The organism is Shewanella sp. LZH-2 (assembly GCF_016859145.1).
Classification (GTDB): Bacteria; Pseudomonadota; Gammaproteobacteria; order Enterobacterales; family Shewanellaceae; genus Shewanella; species Shewanella xiamenensis.
Window position 1 is genome coordinate 71,364 of record NZ_CP069350.1, and the last position, 17,054, is coordinate 88,417.

The following is a 17,054-nucleotide window of genomic DNA, read 5'->3' on the forward strand; positions in this document are numbered from 1 at the left end:
AAGCGAAAACGAGAATAAAAAGGACGCAATTCGATGGATCAAGAGTTTCCCCCAATACTTGAGTTTTCTAAGGTAAACAAAGTTTTTCGTGGAAAAAATGGCGTTGAAAAACAGGCGTTAAAGGATCTGTCCTTGTGCTTGTCTGCCGGGATGGTGGTTGGCTTATTGGGACAAAATGGTGCGGGTAAATCGACCTTAATGCGCTGCGCTTTGGGGATCCTCTCGCCCGATTCGGGTGACATCCGCACCTTAGGTGAGACGCCGGAACAACTCTCGTCTGCCGCAAAGGAGCGCCTTGGCTATGTGCCACAACAGCCCTTTGGTTATGAAGGTTTTACCGTTGAGCGCGCTCTTGATTTACACCGCAGCTTTTATCCCCATTGGGACATGCAGTTAGAGCAAGATTGGCTTGCCCGCTTTGAGTTAGATGTCAGCCAACAGGTACAACGTCTGTCCGTTGGCCAGCGCCAATCCTTAGCGTTGATCATGGCAATGGCCTATCGCCCCGAACTGTTGATCCTCGATGAACCTGTGGCCAGCCTCGATCCTATCGTTAGACGCAAATTTATGGTCGATTTGTTCGACTTAGCCCTCGAATCCGGCTCGGCGGTGCTGTTTTCATCCCATATCACCTCAGATTTAGAGCGGGTCGCGAGCCATGTGGCACTGATTAAACAGGGCGAATTAGTGCTGTTTAAGGAAATCGATGCCCTGCGGGAAGAGGTGCGTCTACTCAAACTGGCGGCGGGTACGGAGTTGCCTGAGCAGGTGCGTATTTTGAGCCGTGATGGTGATTCTGTGCTGGTGGATCGTGGTGCAGTCGATCTCAATCTTCCCGGCGTGCAGCGAAGTGAAGCGCTTAATTTGGAGCAACTCTTTGTGGAGTTACACAAATGAGTTCAGCTAAACCGCTTGTGCAAACCTCTGACAAACCCGCAACACAGCATTCAATCAATCCCTTTAACGGCATGCTGCGCCTGTGGTTATTTGATGTCGGCAGTGTGAGTTTTTTGGGTACCGGATTATTTGGCTTAGCCCTGAGCGTTTTGGCGGGATGGGCTGGGCAGAAGGAGAGTTTTGATCTTTTTGTCGGCATGGGGATTGTCTCTACCTCAGCTGCGGTCGCATGGCAGTTGATTCGCTTGATGGCGAGTGAGTGCTCAATCTTAATCCCCCGTTATCGGCAGAATATTTTTATCCAGTGCGAGGTGATGCTCATTGGCGTGTTTAGCCTTGCGGTGCTCTTATGCGTATTGTTTGATTTTACCTCTAGCCTGTCGCTACTGGTGTTTGCCCAAGGGATAAGCTTAGGTTTTATTTTGCTGTGTCTGCGGCACACCCAATGGTTTTACTCCTCATTTTTACTGTTTATCTTAGTGCCGTTTTCTAGCGCTTTGGCTGAGCAAGTACCATTGTGGCTGAGCATCATAGTGCTGTTTGTGTTGGTAGTGCTGATTTGGCGCCGCTGCCTAGTATTACCTTGGCGGGTGGAAGCACGCAGTGTGTACCTCAACGGGTTAGAAATGGGCTGGTTTTGGTTGCCTAATCTGCAATCCATGCGGTTTTTGAGCCGTTTCGAGCGTTATTTGCATCCGGTTAACTTTTTTATCGGGCCGATGTTAACCGTATTGCTGTTGTTGCTGCCCGCGCTGACATTGGTGCTGGGGGTATTATCCCATCAGTTTAATTGGGATTTTCCGGTGTTACTGCTACTGGCGCAGTTTTGTGTGATCAGCTGTTCGCTGGTGCATTGGAGTCGGGTGCAACGAGCGCGTGCAACAGAGTTACTGTTGTTGATGCCGGGTTTTGATGGCAGAACCGGTTTGGTTAATGCTTTTGCCCGAGGGCAGCAACGATTGCTGTATCTCATCAGTGTCGGCATGTTGCTCTGTAGTGTGTTTATTACTTGGCTCAATGGCGGGATAAGTGCGCCATTGCTGGCGCATTTAGTGATGAGCACCTATTGGGCTTGTGCCTTGGTGTTAGGGCTAGGTTGCCTGTGCCGCCGAGTGTTACAGGTTAGCTTGACTATGCTGGTGGTGCTGGGGCATTCACTATGGGTGTCTATCAGTTTAGCGGCATTGCAGCATGATGGTCATCTATATTATTGGTTAATAGGCGATCTTTTACTGGTTGTGTTGGGGCAAATTGCCCTGTTTGGCGGCCATAAAAAGTTATGGCGGGGCGATATCGTTGGGCTGTAATCGGCCTTAAATGACGTGATTTGGGCGACATTTGCACAAGATTAGAGCAAAAACTCTTAGTTTTTAGCTTGCCTTCAGGTAGAATGCTGCAAAAGCGGAACACTTGTAAGCTAAAAGGTGAGTCACTCATGTCGCTCGAACAATATCACGTAATTCGACTATTACAGCAGCAAAGCCAGTCGTTAAAGGAGGCTATTGCGCTGGAAGGTTTTGAAATGGCAGCCCCTTGGCATCAAGTCAGTTGGCAGGCATTTGATGAGATCAGCCATAAAATTGCACAAGTGTTGATTCAACTCGGCGTACAAGTGCAAGACCGCTGTGTGATCCTGTCACAAAACTGCCCGCAATGGACCTGTGCCGATATCGGCATTCTGAAAAGCCGTGCCATTGTCGTGCCTATTTACCCAACCAGTACCTTAGAGCAAGCCAGCTTTATCATTAATGATGCGGCGGCTAAGGTGATTTTTGTCGACGACGCTAAGCAATATGCGCTGGCCTGCGAGTTACAAAAACAATGTCCGACTCTAGAGCATGTGATTGTGTTCGATGCCGCAGTTCAGTTGGCTCAGGATAAACCTCAACATAGGCATTTAGATAACGTCCTAACGCAGGCATATGACCAAAGTGCCGAGCTGGAGCAACGCTTAAAAGACGCGAATCTTGATGATCTGTTAACCCTGATTTATACCTCCGGCACCACGGGTGATCCTAAGGGCGTCATGCTGGATTACCGCAATATGGCTTCGACTGTGCGTCAGCACGATCAGATTTTGCCTTTTAATGCTGGCGATGTGTCTTTAGCTTTCCTACCGCTAAGCCATGTGTTTGAGCGTAGCTGGAGTTTCTACGTTTTATGCCGTGGTGGCCATAATGTTTATCTGCAAAATACCCAAAGAGTAAAAGAAGCGATAAGTGCTGTGCGTCCGCATACCTTGTGTGTGGTGCCGCGTTTCCTCGAGAAGGTTTACAGCGCAGTACAGGATAAGGTCGCGAAATCCGCAGAGGGTCGTAAAAAATTATTTGCTTGGGCGATGGGGGTTGGCGAGCGTCAGTTTGAAGTGAGCCAAGGCCGCGCTAAGGGCGGTTTGTGGTTATCCTTGCAATGGCGTTTGGCGAACAAATTGGTTTACAGCAAGTTGCAGGCAGTGCTCGGTGGACGCTTAAAGTTTATGCCCTGTGGCGGTGCTGCACTTGATTTAAATGTGGCGTCTTTTTTCCATGCTATTGGTATTCCTGTGCTTTGTGGCTATGGCATGACCGAAACAAACGCTACTGTGACCTGTAACACTTTGGATAACCGTGTTGCGGGGTCAAACGGTAAAGTCTTGCCTGAAATCGAAATTAAACTGGGTAAAGACGATGAAATCTTAGTCCGTGGCGATACCGTGATGCGCGGTTATTACAATCGCCCTGAAGATACTGCCGCCGCCTTTGAAGATGGCTGGTTAAAAACCGGTGATGCGGGACGACTCGATGCCCACGGCAATTTGTTTATTACCGATCGTATTAAAGAGTTAATGAAGACCTCTAACGGTAAATATATTGCACCGCAAAGGGTTGAGGGTGCTGTTGGGTGTTGTCCTTTTATCGAACAAGTGGCGGTGATTGCCGATGCGCGTAACTATGTGACGGCGCTGATTGTGCCAGCCTTTGAATCCCTCGAAGCATGGGCAAAGGAAAAAGGCTTAAAGTATGAGTCGCCTATTGAGCTGCTGCGCCATAGCCATGTGGTTGAGCATTTCGAGCAGCGCCTCAAACAGCTCCAGCAGGAGTTGGCTAGTTTTGAGCAAATCAAAAAGTTTACCCTGCTGCCGGAAGCTTTTTCGATGGAGGCAGGATTAATCACGCCGACGCTTAAGTTGCGTCGCAAAATGATTTATCACAAGTACGCCCATGAAATTAATGCTATGTATAATAATTGATTGTTAAATATTTGATCTTAAAAGGCCGCTTAGCGGCCTTTTTTGTCTCAACTACTTCCTGACGCATAGTTCTTAGCTTAAAATTCGCCCCGTTTACTGGTGCGCACGAGGCGCAAGGTGTCGGTGTAAAGGATAGTTAAATGGAACTTTCGATTCGTCGTTTATGCGCCGCTGTCGGTGCGGTGTGGTTATCTTCTTTTGTGGTCATTCCTGCTGCGGTTGCGGCGGAATATGACAAAATGGTTCACGGTCCCGTGGATCTTCCCAATGGCCAATGGCTTAATTTTTATCAAAAAGATCAACAGGTATGGGGCGAAATGCTCTATGGCGATGCGCCCGGTGTGCGTATTGACGATTACGGCCGCGCTGAAATCGTGGCGGTGTTTTACCATGACTTTGACAAGGGCGGTACTAAGGAAGTTATCGTCATGCTCAAGGATGCCGATGGTCAGCATCTACGGGGTTATGGCTTTGAGGGTGAAGAGCTAACTAAATTGCCACGCTTGCAAGCCGTGCTCGATGAAGTTGTACCAAGCATTAGCACCTTTACCGTCGGCGGCGTCCGCAAGGTGTTAAGCCAGCTGCCGCCGCAGCAGTATCGTATGACCTATGAGGCGGAAGGGGTAAAAGATCCTGATATTAAAGCGATTTTGGATGGGACCTCTAAGCTCAAACCAACATTAATTGGTTATCGCAATTCTGAAGGCACAGCGGCGGATGTAAAAACCGCAGTGGAATACAAGCTGCGCTATCCTGTGACTCGCACCGATAAGGATGCCGAGGGGCGTGAACGAAAATACAGTCTAGTCGCCACGTTTGATCGCAGTGCCTACGTCGAAGAAGATGGCAGTTTTATGTTAGTCGCCATTGGTTATGAAGCCGACGATGTCGATTGGCTTAAAAATGGCAGCGAAAAAATCCCGCGAACAGGGCCTTTTTACGAATTCATGAGCATGGGCAGTACTTGGGCTGGTGTTGCCAGTGAAGCCAATTATGTTCAAGGCGAACTTGATGGTCACTTTGCCGCCTACGATGCCCGCAATGGCAGTGTGATGTATGCCGGTGACTATAAGCTGGGCAAACAAGTGGGTAAATGGATAGAAGCCGACAGCCGTGAAACCTATTGGGAGGGCGAGTACCTCGACGGCCAAAAGCAGGGTAAATGGGTATTGCAGTCCATGATGGATGACGCCGATAACTACGGCTTTATTCACTACAACAAGGGCGTGCCCGATGGCCCGAGTGAAATCTATACCCCAGATTACGATTCCGGCACCGAAGGCGCGAAGAAATTATCCGAAAAGGGCATTTATCTCAATGGCGTAAAAGACGGTGAGTGGCTTGAGTCCGATGGCAGCAAAGGCCAATACCAAAAGGGTGTGAAGCAAGGCGCTTGGGTAGAAAAGGTCACCCAAGGGGATTATCGCTTTCAAAGTGGTGAAGGCAGCTACCTCGATGGTAAACGTTCAGGCACTTGGGTCTATATTCGAACCCCAGATGCTAACGATGCATTTACCACTAGGCAATCGGTGACTTACCTCTACAAGACGGAAGTCAACTATGAGAACGGCCTACGCCAAGGTGAGGCTAAGTTATTCAATAAAGATAATTTTATGTTTGCCCTTAAACATTATGATAAGGGCAGACTCCACGGTGAGAGTCTATGGTATTCAGCCCCGAATACTGTCAGCAATGTAGCTAACTATCGTCAAGGCGAGTTAGATGGTCCACAAATGTGGCTCGAACCTAACGGCGATCTGAATGAGTTGAGTCAGTATAAGTTCAATGACGCCGTAAAACTTAAACCCTCGCAGGATGAATGCATGATGCGAAAAGAGCCTTATGCAGGCGATTGTGAGGGTGTAATAAACACAAACAATGCCGAGACTAGCTCGATTAAAGATGGTGATCAGCGAGTGTATCGCGGCGGCCGACTATCCGAATTAAGCTATTACACCAATGGGTCAGTCGATAAAGAATATCGATTCGATTCTAACGGCCGCTTAATGTCTTTGCAGACTTATAAAGCGGGTAAGGAATATGGCCCAAGCATTCGCTATTCCACCGACGGCGGCTATTCGCTCGTGCAATATGGTCATCTTATCAATAACCGTCTCTCTGGCCCCCATTACACTTTCTATCCTAACGGCCAGCTAAAGAGTTTGTGGAACTATTGCCAGCAAGAAGGCGAAACCTGGAACGGTGAACCTTATTTCTGGGATAACGCCATTGCACGCTGCGGTATCCAGCGGGAATATTTTGATAATGGTGCCGTGAGTTGTATCGAGGATCTCGACAGCAATTATGCCGTGGATAAAGTCTGTTATGACCAGAATGGCAAGTTAGCCAGCGAAATGCTGCGGATTGATGAGCAACATGTGGTGCACAAGCGCTATATCAACGGAGTGATCTATCAAGAGGAACCTGGATTCTCGGATTTTTCCCATGTGACTAAGGGGCGCAAAATCTATCACCTAGAAAACCCAAAAAGCCATGGTGTGTTTAAGTCCTACGACAGCAGTGGCAAGCTCAAATACGAAAAAATTTATGATATGGGTAAGGCTGGCTGTATGAAAAAGTACGATGCTAACGGCAAGCAAACCCCAGATACCGCGAGCTGCCAGTTCTAGCATCGCGCTTCTTATTTCTGTTAGGCTTGGTAGGGATAAACGGGGTAAGCGCCTCGTTTATCCCATTTACAGCATAAAAGTATAAGAACAACAAAAGGGAAGTTTGCATGTCAGTCACCGAATACAGCCTAGACATCCAGCCAAGATTTACCGAAACCGATGGCCTAGGCCATATTAACAACACAGTGATCCCCGTATGGTGCGAGGCTGCCCGCACGCCAATCTTCGAGATTTTTAATCCCGAGTTGGATTTACATCAATGGAATCTGATTGTGGCGGGTTTTACTGTAGCCTTTATCGCGCCGACTTATTACGGCAAGAGCGTGACGGTGAAAACCTATGTTAGCCGTATCGGTAATAGCAGTTTCGAACTGACTCAAAGCTGTTGGCAAGCTGGCAGTAAAACTGCGGAAGTGAAAACTACCTTAGTCCACTACGACTACAGTTGTGAAAAGAGTCGCCCTATCCCCGAAGATATTCGTGAAATCTTAGCCAGCCTCAATGGTGAAGCGGCTTAAATTCGCGTTCACTTTCACCACGTAATTGCAATTACGTGGTGAAAACGCTACCTTGTCGGCCGTAAATGTGATGCGGATCACTTATCCGCGCCTTTATTCCTTCCGGCTGGATTTAGCATGAGATTTTACTTCACCCGAATGCGTTCTAAGGACATCTGTCCGCCACGACAACCCCTGAAAAAGATCGTTTGGTCATGGGTCGGGGCCTTTTGTGGCATTTACTTAGTCGCCAGTCTTGCCACTTATATGGGCGAACATCTACTTGGCACTATGTTTGTGATTGGCTCATTTGGGGCGTCGGCGGTATTAGTGTATGGCGCGCCACTGGCTGAGTTTTCTCAGCCACGTAACTTGATTGGCGGCAGTGTATTATCGGCACTGATTGGTGTGGCTGTGTACCAAGTGTTTGCCGATTATATGATGCTTGCGAGCGCGTTAGCGGTATCACTCGCCATCGCATTGATGTACCTAACTCGCACACTGCACCCACCGGGCGGTGCAACGGCATTAATTGCTGTGATAGGCGGTGAGAACGTGCATCAACTCGGGTTTCTCTATGCGTTGATGCCAGTATTCCTCGGCTCACTACTGTTATTGCTGGTGGCGCTGGTCGTGAATAATCTCTCCACCGATCCCAAGCGCCATTACCCTGTGTATTGGATTTAGCGTACCTGTTGCGAAGCCAGTTATTTCAAAAACTTCTGCACATACCAGCAGCTGGCTTCTATATCGTAATCTTGGGCCTTTGCCCACTTCAAGCCGTGGCGAACTAAACGTTCGGCAAGACCTTTGCCACGCAGCTCGTCGGGCACAAAGGTACGGTTAAAGTCGATGTGCTGGCCATTGAGTCGGTATTCCAGTATGGCTTCATGCCCGTCAACGGGGATCACAAAGCGTTGTTTATCCTGTTGATGCTCAACAACGACTTCTATTGGCGCTTTTTCTGACATACAGCCTCCCTCTGATATGGCCTAAAGTGTTATGGCAATGTTGCCATAGACTCGGTAGCTTAAGCTTGCTCGTGTTGTTTAAGAATGGCGAGTAATTCCGTGGGAAGCTCGGCTTTTTGACCAGTTTTAAAGTTAAACATCACAGCGACCGAAGAACCTAAGGTCGTAATGGCCTGTTGCTGCTTACTAAAGGCTTGATAATGCATGGTAAATCTGTCGCTTTGAATATCGCTGATACTCACGCTGACCAATAGCGTATCGGGGAAGGTCACTGGACGTTTATAGCGGGCCTGATTTTCGCTAATCACTGGGCCAACACCGGATTTATACAGGGCATCGAGTGGAAAAAGGCGGTTGAAAAAGTCGATACGTGCGGTTTCAAAATAGCGGAAATAGACCACGTTGTTGACGTGTTGCAGCGCATCCATTTCGCCCCATGCCACGGGGATTTCGGTCACTATAGGGTGCTGTGCGAGAAACTTTTCCATTGGACTTAGTGTTGGACTTTCCATTGCATTACTCATAGTCAAAAGCTCTAGTTAAAACGCTCGTTTAAGGCTGCCAGACTAGCAGTATAAAGTGCGAGCGACAAGCCTTAGACAATAGTGACAACATTAAGTGAAGCAAGGAGTTGGCGATGATAAAACAGATTGGGGATACGGTTATTCAGGCAACACATCTTGCGTCTTGCCATTGTGGCGCCGTGATGTTGGAGTTATCGCTGCCCAATGGCATTGAAAAGCCAAGGCGTTGTGATTGCTCAATCTGTCGGCGCAAGGGCGCTATCGTCTGTTCAGTGCCGCTGGCGGGATTGAAGATTATCAAAGGCGAGGCCGTATTAAAGTGCTACGAATTTAATACCAAAACGGCCAAACATTACTTCTGCTCTGTGTGCGGCATTTATACCCATCATCAAAGGCGCTCCAACCCCAATGAATATGGCTATAACCTTGGTTGCCTCGAAGGCGTTAATCCCTATGAATTAGGCGATGTGCCCGTTTGCGATGGCGTGAATCACCCTGCGGATAGGTAGATGTGATGGCCAGAAAAACAAAAAGCGACCCTAGGGTCGCTTTTGATGTGCAGTGCCGATGTTACTCGATCACTAGCTCATCGAAACTGCTGATAGTGCGAAAATCGCCCGTGCGCTGCTTGCTGTCGCGAACCATTTGGCAGGTCATCATGCCCGCTGCATCGGCGGCTTTTAATTCTTCAATCACATCAGACACAAACAGCACTTGCTTAGGGCTTAAGCTGATGGTGTTGAGAATATTGCAGTAAGCTTGTTTATCTAATTTGTTACCTGTACGGGTATCAAAATGACCGTTAAACATCTCGGTTAAATCACCGCCATCGCTGTGGCTGAATAACAGTTTTTGGGCATCGACAGAGCCCGATGAGAAACTGTAAATACGCAGATTTTGTGCGCTAAAACGTTTAACAGCTTCGATAAAGTCAGGGAAGATATGGCCCTTAAACTCATCATGGGCATAACCTTGCTTCCAAATTAACCCCTGTAGGGTTTTGAGCGGGGTCGCTTTGCGGTCTTCACGAACCCACTGCTGTAAAATTTCAGTCACGCGCGCTAAGTCAGCATCTGGCTCTAGTGCGATATCTCGGGTGTCGCAGATACAGTTTTCCACCAAAACATTGTGTTGGTTCTGCGCTAAAAAGTCTGGCAAGGCTTTGACAGAATAGGGGAATAGCACATCTTGGATAAAGGTTAGGTCTGTCGTGGTGCCTGCTGTGTCTACGACTATGGCTCTGATACCCATAATGTTTTGATACTCCACAATATGTTGGCTAAAAAATGCAACCCTGATCCTAAGCGTTATTGGGGTAATTGGCTAGTGGATTTCACCTTTAAGCCAAGGGAGAATGTGCGCCATATCACTAACTCATTTGGCTGAAAATCAATTAAATGAGTAATTTTAGAGGCTTATCTAGTGGATATAGGTGAAATACTGGATCTAGTGTGGGGAATTATGCTGTTTATAATCCAGCAGTTTGTTGTCGACATAAGACTATGGTCTTAATAGCTAAGGGAAATTTTGGCTGTTATTGTTGCTTTACTCTCTTTCGACTGAATTTGTGCGCCTTTACGATTTAAACATTGGATTGAGCGCGTAGCAATGATGAGGCTGTTTATGAAATATTTACCCGCATTAGGCTTAGGTATTCTGTTGGCGGTATTGAGCTTTACGAGTTTTGCACTGGTTGCCAGTGCTGGCTATATGCATGCCTTGCTCGGGAGCGTCGATAATCTTAGCCACACTAGTCCGGTTTATCTGGGGTTAGCTGCCCATGATGCGGGCTTATTATTGCTGCTCTCTGGGCTGATGCTATTTAGCTATCAGCGGCTTTTCCCTCGATTACCATTCGATTGGTACACTGCGGTGGCGATGCAAATGCCACTGGGTTTATTGGTGCTGTGGGCGGATGGGGTTTCCTTTAATCTCACGGACTTTTACGGTGTAGCTAGAGCTTTAACTCTCTTTAGCGCCGCCTTTGGTGTGCTGATTATTTTTGGCTTACTGCAACGCCGTGGCCGCAGGCTTGCTCAGGCTTAATGGGTCATTTGTAGGCCTTAAACTGGCCTTGCAGGAATAAAATCCGTAAAATCATTGGCCTAAATGGATTTGAGTCGTAAAGAGTAGGAGCCAATGAGTTCGATTGAATTTGATATTCCCGAAGAGCACCGCATTCCCTTTCTGAAGTATTACAAACAAAAAATCGCCCCTAAATGTGCACCGTTTGAAGCAAAACGTGAAGGCGTAAACCAAAGGCGGCGTGAAAATGCCAAGTTCATCACCCCAATCTACTACCTATGCATCACGGTGATTTTAGGGGCATTCGCTGGGCTGCTCGGGGTGCAGTTTATGCTGGTGCCTATGGATTATTTTGTGCCTTTGATGATTGGCGTGTTTCTGCCCGTTCCGGTGATAGCGTTAGTGGTCATTGCCTCGGGTAAGGAAAGCGATGAACTCTATAATGCTGCCTTTGAAAAACTCTATCCCATTAGCCTTAAGTATTTTGGCGATGACTTTGCGCTAACGAGGGCGCCTAAGGTCGATTTCTCTCTCTTCCTTGAGCTGGGGCTGCTGCCTAAAACCGATAAGCAGTATGCGCAAAATTGCCTTAAGGGAACCTATAACAAGGTGTCGTTCCAGTTTTACGAGGTCGATGCTTACAACACTAAATCGAACAATAATGGCTCGGTTGAGCGGGAAACCATCTTCAATGGTGTACTGCTGGTGTGCAATATTCCTAAGCGATTCAACGGTACTACCTTGTTAGTCACGGATAAGGGCAGTTTAAAAAATCGCCTTGAGGGGTTTAAGACAAAGCTGTCGCGGGTCAAGCTTGAGGATGTGCGGTTTGAGCGTTGCTTTGAGGTGTATAGCAGCGACCAAGTCGAGGCGCGCTACTTACTCAATCCTTTGATGATGGAGAATCTCTTAGTCCTTAGTCGCGAATTAAATGCCGAAGTTGAAGCCTGTTTCTATCAAAAACAATTACTGATAAAGATCCCGACTAAACACCATTTCTTTATCAATCAACTCGATTTAGATCGCCCCATCGATTTTAAGCTCAATATCGAGCGGATGTTTACCGAGTTAGGTTATACCTTCTCGATCATCGATACCTTAAGGCTCGATAAACATTCTGGGTTATAGCGACAGTCGCCTCAATTGCAGCCACATTAAGTGGCTGCTTTATGCTACAGCTTAAAACATGACTTTTGGCACTTATGGGTGACTCCCCGTGTTAGTTACTATCAAGCATCAAACTTTGATGGAGCAAGATGATGAACACGATTTTCACCCTGTCGCAATTTGTGCATATCACCGCGGGCGCACTGGCATTAGTGTTATTTTGGATGCCTGCCATGCTGAAAAAGGGCAGCGCGAACCATGGTCGTTTTGGCCGTTACTATGTCTATGCCATGTACACTGTGGCGGCGACTGGCGTGGCGATGGCAACGACGGGCCTCATTGATCCACTCGCCGTGATTAAACAGCCTGCTGTCAGTGCCGACGCCTTAGCGGCGCAGATTGCGGATCGTCAAAATGCTTGGATATTTCTCATCTATATCAGCTTATTAACCTTAGTGACCGTGAGGCATGGCGTATTAGTCTTGCGTTATAAGGCGCAGCGTCAGCAATTAAAATCGCCTATGCATCTGTCGTTAATGCTGAGCTTAACGCTACTTGGCCCTGTGATGGCGCTATGGGGATACCAAGAAAAGCTGATCCTCGCGGTGATTTTCGGCCTATTAGGCACTACGGTTGGGGCGGGATTTCTGCGCTATAGCTTTAAGGCGACTTTGACTAAATTAGAATGGTGGATAGAGCATTTAGGCGCGATGATTGGCTCGGGTATCGCCTGCTACACTGCCTTTTTCGCCTTTGGTGGCAGCCGTTTGTTTATCGACCATGGTAATTTGCGTCTGTTGTCGTGGACACTACCTGGTGTTGTCGGTTTTGTGGTTATCCGCTATTTAAGCGGCAAGTATCAACGCCGCTTTGCGGATTAACCTGAAACGTAAAAGCATAGGGAGCCGTAAAAAGAACAGGGGCCGCCTAAGCTGCCCCGATTTGAGATGATGTGAGCGTTTTTACCCGAATTAAACCTTAGTCTCGGCGGCGGCATTGGCTGCCTTAGCGGATTCGAGCCACTGATCCATCTTTTGTTCTAATAAATCTAAGGGCAAGGCGCCATTTTCAAGCAATTTTTCGTGGAAGACTTTGATATCCAACTTATCACTCAAGGCTTGTTTGGCCTTAGCTCGCAGTTCGATAATTTTCAGCTCACCCAGTTTGTAACCTAAGGCTTGTCCCGGCCAAACCACATAGCGCTCGATTTCGCCCGTGGCTTCAGAGAGGTGTATTCCCTCAGTCGCCACTGCATAATCAATGGCTTGCTCACGACTCCATCCCTTAGCATGCATACCTGTGTCGACCACTAAGCGCACCGCGCGGTGTAACTCAGACTGCAAGCGACCAAGATCGTTAATCGGATTATCCTTATACATGCCCATCTCGGCGGCTAACCGCTCGGCATACAGCGCCCAGCCTTCTCCCGCGGCATTAGAGTAAAAAATGGTACTCAGCAGCGGCAAGGTATCCGACAGACCAATGAGCGTCTGTAGATGATGGCCGGGATTGGTCTCGTGATAGGTTAAGGTTTGCAGCGAATAGGAGGGCAGCGCTGCCATATCGTACAGGCTTATCCAAAAAGTACCCTTACGCGAACCATCCTGTGATGGCGCATCGTAAAATGCACCGCTGGTTGCGGCGGCACGACTATCGGGCACGGCTTCAACCGCAACATCTTGATTCGGTAACAGCCCAAACCACAGCGGTAATTTGGCATTCACTTTCGCCAGATAGCCGTGAATGTCCGTCATTAATTGTTGTTTGCCCTCGGCAGTGTTGGGGTAGATATATTTAGGATCCTTGAGCAATCGCTGCATGCGCTCGCCAACTGTGCCTTTGCGGTAACCCACTTGTTTGAGTAACACATCCATCTCGGCGGTAATGCGGGCGACTTCATCTAATCCCAGTTGGTGGATCTCATCTGGGGTCTTATCTGAATTGGCGAGGTGTTTAATCATCGCCTTATAGAGTTTCGCGCCCTGAGGCTGGTGTCCAAGTCCAGCCACATGGGTGGCCTTGAGACGCACAGCTTGTAGTGCGGAAATCAACTGGCGCGTCGCAGGGTAATATTTAGTCTCCACCAGTTCGGCGGCAGAGTTCACCAACGCCTCACTTTCTGGTACTTGGGCGGCGGTTAATTTGGCTTTAAAACTGCTGACCAAGGGATGCTTGTTGGCATGGTGGACTAACTGTTGCTGTAAGCCTGCGATGGTCTTATCGATAATAAAATCGGGTGGGATTACCCCCATTTGCACATCTTGATCCAGCTTATCGATAACCGTACCCATGGCGGCAGGATACATGCTTAAGCGGTTGAGATAAGCCTTAGCTTGCGCTGGAGTGCTGACCGCAAACTTATCTTCCATATAGCTCGGAAACTCAACATGCAATCCAGATAAGTGGTTGACGACATAAGGTAAAAACCAAACACCATATTCGCCAAGCATAGTGCCATAGGCCACGGTTTCGGCAGGCAACAGGGCGCCGGCGATTTCAGATTTTATCGAGCCTAAACTCACTTGTTCAGAGGCGCTAAGCTTACTGGCATCGATAGCATTGAGCTCAGCTAATATGGCCTTAAGCGCTTTACGGCGATGATTTTCCCCCGACGGGCTGTAATCGGTCAGCTTAGAGAGTACATCCTTGCCCGCTTCATCCTCGGCCACGCCATAATAGGTGGCGATTTCTGGCCTTAGGGCAAAATAACGTTGGGTGATTGGCGCAAGTTGCTGCTTAAGGCTCAATACTTGGACGGCCATTTCGGCCTTGGCCTGCTCAGCGGTTTGATTGGTCTGTGTTGGGTTTGGATCGCTACAACCCGTTGCTAACATGGCCAGAATTAAAGCATTTACTATTCTTTTCATCAGGTTACTCATACAAAAACATTGTGGGCAAATCCGTTGTTGGACTTGTGCCGCAAGCGTTAAACCGTGATTAGTGTGATCAAGCTCAAATTTGAACGGTTATCCTAACAGTTTATGGCACTCAAACCGTATAACTTTTGTTACTCGTTTTGAGTGGATTAAAGCCAGCGCTGTAAGCCACGACTTTCATTTTATTACTGCTTTAAATCGTAATTTGTTGCTAATTTGTTGACGGCTTAATGTATAAGTTGCTTAAATCTCATTGTTTTGGATGAGCGAGCAATAAAAGGACAAAAAATGGAAGTTATACAAAAGAAGGGAAAAAACAAACATACTTTTCGCTTAGGGCAAGAGCAGTTTGAATACGCCTATGAAGATGGATCCGCTAAAGGGGATGTTGAAGTTTATTACGGTGATTTACCCCTTAAACGTTCAGAGCAAACTGAGCAAAATGATTGGCTTAGAAACGTAGGTGTATTGTGGATCTTGCTTGGCCTGTTTCAAAGTGGCTATGGCAGTTTTACGCGAGGCGCCTTTTACTTTGACCCCATGTGGATATTTATTGGGGCTGCCTGCTTAACATGGGCACTAATGACCAAGGTAACTTACACTGTATTTAAAGCTGAGGGTGCCAATATCTTTATTATCAAAGACAAGCATCATGATGCCTTGATTGAAGAGTTAATGGCGCGCCGCAAAGCACAGTTGGCCCATTGGTATGCTGATATCAACCCTGAGAATGAGTTGAATAATGAGATCAACAAATTCAAATGGCTAGTTAAGCAAGAAGTGCTAACGGAAGAAGAGTCAGAGCAAAAGATTAAAGAAGTTAAGTTTTATCATCAAGTTGATGATGAGCAAAGGGTTTTAAACTAAGCTTCTCTTCTGAGATATTTTACTTATCCGCATGTCGTTAGGATGGCGTTCATGGCATGGCTTAACTCACTGCGAAAAAGAGATGATTGCCTGCTCTATCAAGAGCGGGCGATCTTTTATCATAATCCTATTCCGGGCTGGCTCAGGTTATTAGTCGGTTTGGTTGGGGGGTTAACTCCTCTGCTTCCGCTCGGGTATTTTCTATCTCATTGGCTGCAAATAGATTGGTCAAATCCTCCTGCTCTGTTGTTTCTCGGTATTCATACCTTGTTTTTGTGCCTGTTACCTACCGCGATTATTATATTCTCCCTCTGGTTTGCGGGCTTAGCCATGTCGATAGAGTTGCGGATTAATGCAGTGACGAATGAAGTTGTGCTAACGCGGCGCAACCTGATAAGCCAGCAAGTAACCGTATATTCACTCGACCGAATTGAAATCACAAAGGTTGGATTACCTGCGCAAAATCCTGACTACGACCAACCTTTTGTCACCTTACAAATGCCTGATGGTTTAAAAGTCGATATCTGTAGTTTTATGCGGAACCATGAAGCGAAAGAATGCGCAGGCCGCATTAGCCAGTTTATTTCAGAGGCGAGGGCAACCACTCTCAAATAGGTAGCTTTCAAATGGATTCCCATCGACATAAAACAATAAAGCACCTAATTCATATCTAATAGAGAAAGCATTTCTTATTCCTTCTCAATCATGAAGGCTAGCAAGTCATTTTTTATAAAACCGACTAATGCCAAAAATGAGTGTTTGCTCAAAGGTTTTTGCATCGGTTGCGATATTTACTGAACTTAGCGGATAAGGGATTATCAGAGCGTTAAGCAAGCCTATGATTTTTTTATGTTAACTAAGGAGTTGTAGATGAGGAAAACCGCACTTTCGAGCCTTGTTTTTGCCCTGCTTTTAGGGGCTCCGCTGGCGAATGCCACTATTGAATCTGAATCGGTTGAAAAGATAAAGCAAGTGAGGGCATTACAACAGCAAGCGCCGCAGTTATTAAGCTCGGGCTTACCGAGTGAGCAACAGTTTGCGCAGCTTAAACAGGCAGGCGTGGATGTGGTGATCAATCTTATGCCCGATAGTAATAAAGATGCCCATCCAGATGAAAGAAAACTCGTGACTCAGGCTGGAATGGAGTACGTGTATATTCCCGTGGATTGGCAAAACCCTAAAGTAGAAGATGTTGAAGCCTTCTTTACAGCAATGGATCAGCATAAGGGGAAAAATGTGTTAGTTCATTGCCTTGCTAATTATCGAGCTTCAGCGTTTGCCTATTTATATCAGTTAAAGCAAGGCCAAAAACCAGAAATAGAAAAGACAATGGCGCCATGGAATGGAGAGTTATCAAACTATCCTAAATGGCAGGCATTGCTAGCTGATGTAAGTCAAAAATACGGTTTCTAATTTCAAATGGTTGACACT

17 protein-coding genes are annotated in these 17,054 nt (G+C 47.2%); 13 read left to right on the plus strand and 4 right to left on the minus strand.

The features are described 5' to 3' along the window. The first annotated feature begins 33 nt into the window (after positions 1-33). The 6 genes from JM642_RS00330 (at position 34) to JM642_RS00355 (ending at position 7,940) form a co-directional block, all read left to right on the plus strand. Positions 34-897 carry an ABC transporter ATP-binding protein gene (locus tag JM642_RS00330; protein WP_037416205.1) on the plus strand — a complete coding sequence of 288 codons (864 nt, stop codon included), beginning with the start codon at positions 34-36 and terminating at the stop codon, positions 895-897. Continuing rightward, entirely contained in the window at positions 894-2,204 is a 1,311-nt protein-coding gene (locus JM642_RS00335) for an ABC transporter permease (RefSeq protein ID WP_203432483.1), read from the plus strand. Before JM642_RS00330 ends, JM642_RS00335 begins: the two co-directional genes overlap by 4 nt. 128 nt (positions 2,205-2,332) lie before the next feature. After that, a complete protein-coding gene (locus tag JM642_RS00340) occupies positions 2,333-4,126 on the plus strand; it encodes a long-chain fatty acid--CoA ligase (RefSeq protein WP_144346088.1) in 1,794 nt (597 codons plus the stop codon). A 140-nt stretch (positions 4,127-4,266) separates the two neighbouring features. Continuing rightward, complete coding sequence (locus tag JM642_RS00345; protein WP_203432484.1) at positions 4,267-6,756, plus strand: hypothetical protein; 2,490 nt, start codon at positions 4,267-4,269, stop codon at positions 6,754-6,756. Positions 6,757-6,863: 107 nt separating this feature from the next. Continuing rightward, positions 6,864-7,274, plus strand: coding sequence for a thioesterase family protein (locus tag JM642_RS00350; protein ID WP_069453855.1), 411 nt, complete (start codon positions 6,864-6,866; stop codon positions 7,272-7,274). Positions 7,275-7,391: 117 nt separating this feature from the next. Next, positions 7,392-7,940: an HPP family protein gene (locus JM642_RS00355; RefSeq protein ID WP_144376200.1), complete on the plus strand. Its 549-nt coding sequence runs from the start codon at positions 7,392-7,394 to the stop codon at positions 7,938-7,940. 20 nt (positions 7,941-7,960) lie between these two features. Here the strand turns inward: JM642_RS00355 and JM642_RS00360 are convergent, their stop codons facing one another. Further along, complete coding sequence (locus JM642_RS00360) at positions 7,961-8,224, minus strand: GNAT family N-acetyltransferase (RefSeq protein ID WP_203432485.1); 264 nt, start codon at positions 8,222-8,224, stop codon at positions 7,961-7,963. A gap of 59 nt (positions 8,225-8,283) precedes the next feature. Continuing rightward, positions 8,284-8,712, minus strand: coding sequence for a thioesterase family protein (locus JM642_RS00365; protein ID WP_037416226.1), 429 nt, complete (start codon positions 8,710-8,712; stop codon positions 8,284-8,286). A 149-nt stretch (positions 8,713-8,861) separates the two neighbouring features. Between JM642_RS00365 and JM642_RS00370 the strand changes: the two genes are divergently transcribed. Beyond that, positions 8,862-9,257, plus strand: a complete 396-nt coding sequence (locus JM642_RS00370; RefSeq protein ID WP_203432486.1) for a GFA family protein — start codon at positions 8,862-8,864, stop codon at positions 9,255-9,257. 61 nt (positions 9,258-9,318) lie between these two features. Here the strand turns inward: JM642_RS00370 and mtnC are convergent, their stop codons facing one another. Then, a complete protein-coding gene (mtnC, locus tag JM642_RS00375) occupies positions 9,319-9,999 on the minus strand; it encodes an acireductone synthase (protein ID WP_037427953.1) in 681 nt (226 codons plus the stop codon). 372 nt (positions 10,000-10,371) lie between these two features. On the opposite strand from mtnC, the gene JM642_RS00380 reads away from it, so the two are divergent. The 3 genes from JM642_RS00380 (at position 10,372) to JM642_RS00390 (ending at position 12,761) form a co-directional block, all read left to right on the plus strand. Then, entirely contained in the window at positions 10,372-10,794 is a 423-nt protein-coding gene (locus JM642_RS00380) for a hypothetical protein (RefSeq protein ID WP_239000470.1), read from the plus strand. Between the two features lie 93 nt (positions 10,795-10,887). After that, positions 10,888-11,901: a DUF3137 domain-containing protein gene (locus tag JM642_RS00385; protein WP_203432487.1), complete on the plus strand. Its 1,014-nt coding sequence runs from the start codon at positions 10,888-10,890 to the stop codon at positions 11,899-11,901. Positions 11,902-12,029: 128 nt separating this feature from the next. Further along, positions 12,030-12,761 (plus strand): hypothetical protein, encoded by a 732-nt coding sequence (locus JM642_RS00390; RefSeq protein ID WP_203432488.1) that lies wholly within the window; start codon positions 12,030-12,032, stop codon positions 12,759-12,761. 90 nt (positions 12,762-12,851) lie between these two features. Here JM642_RS00390 and JM642_RS00395 read toward each other — a convergent pair whose 3' ends face one another. Beyond that, positions 12,852-14,747, minus strand: coding sequence for a DUF885 domain-containing protein (locus JM642_RS00395; protein WP_239000471.1), 1,896 nt, complete (start codon positions 14,745-14,747; stop codon positions 12,852-12,854). Positions 14,748-15,014: 267 nt separating this feature from the next. On the opposite strand from JM642_RS00395, the gene JM642_RS00400 reads away from it, so the two are divergent. From JM642_RS00400 to JM642_RS00410, 3 genes are all read left to right on the plus strand, one after another. Beyond that, positions 15,015-15,623, plus strand: coding sequence for a hypothetical protein (locus JM642_RS00400; RefSeq protein ID WP_023265896.1), 609 nt, complete (start codon positions 15,015-15,017; stop codon positions 15,621-15,623). Positions 15,624-15,674: 51 nt separating this feature from the next. After that, positions 15,675-16,238: a hypothetical protein gene (locus JM642_RS00405; protein WP_203432490.1), complete on the plus strand. Its 564-nt coding sequence runs from the start codon at positions 15,675-15,677 to the stop codon at positions 16,236-16,238. A 255-nt stretch (positions 16,239-16,493) separates the two neighbouring features. Further along, on the plus strand, positions 16,494-17,036 hold the full coding sequence (locus JM642_RS00410; RefSeq protein ID WP_023265894.1) for a protein tyrosine phosphatase family protein: 543 nt from the start codon (positions 16,494-16,496) through the stop codon (positions 17,034-17,036). Positions 17,037-17,054: the final 18 nt, after the last annotated feature.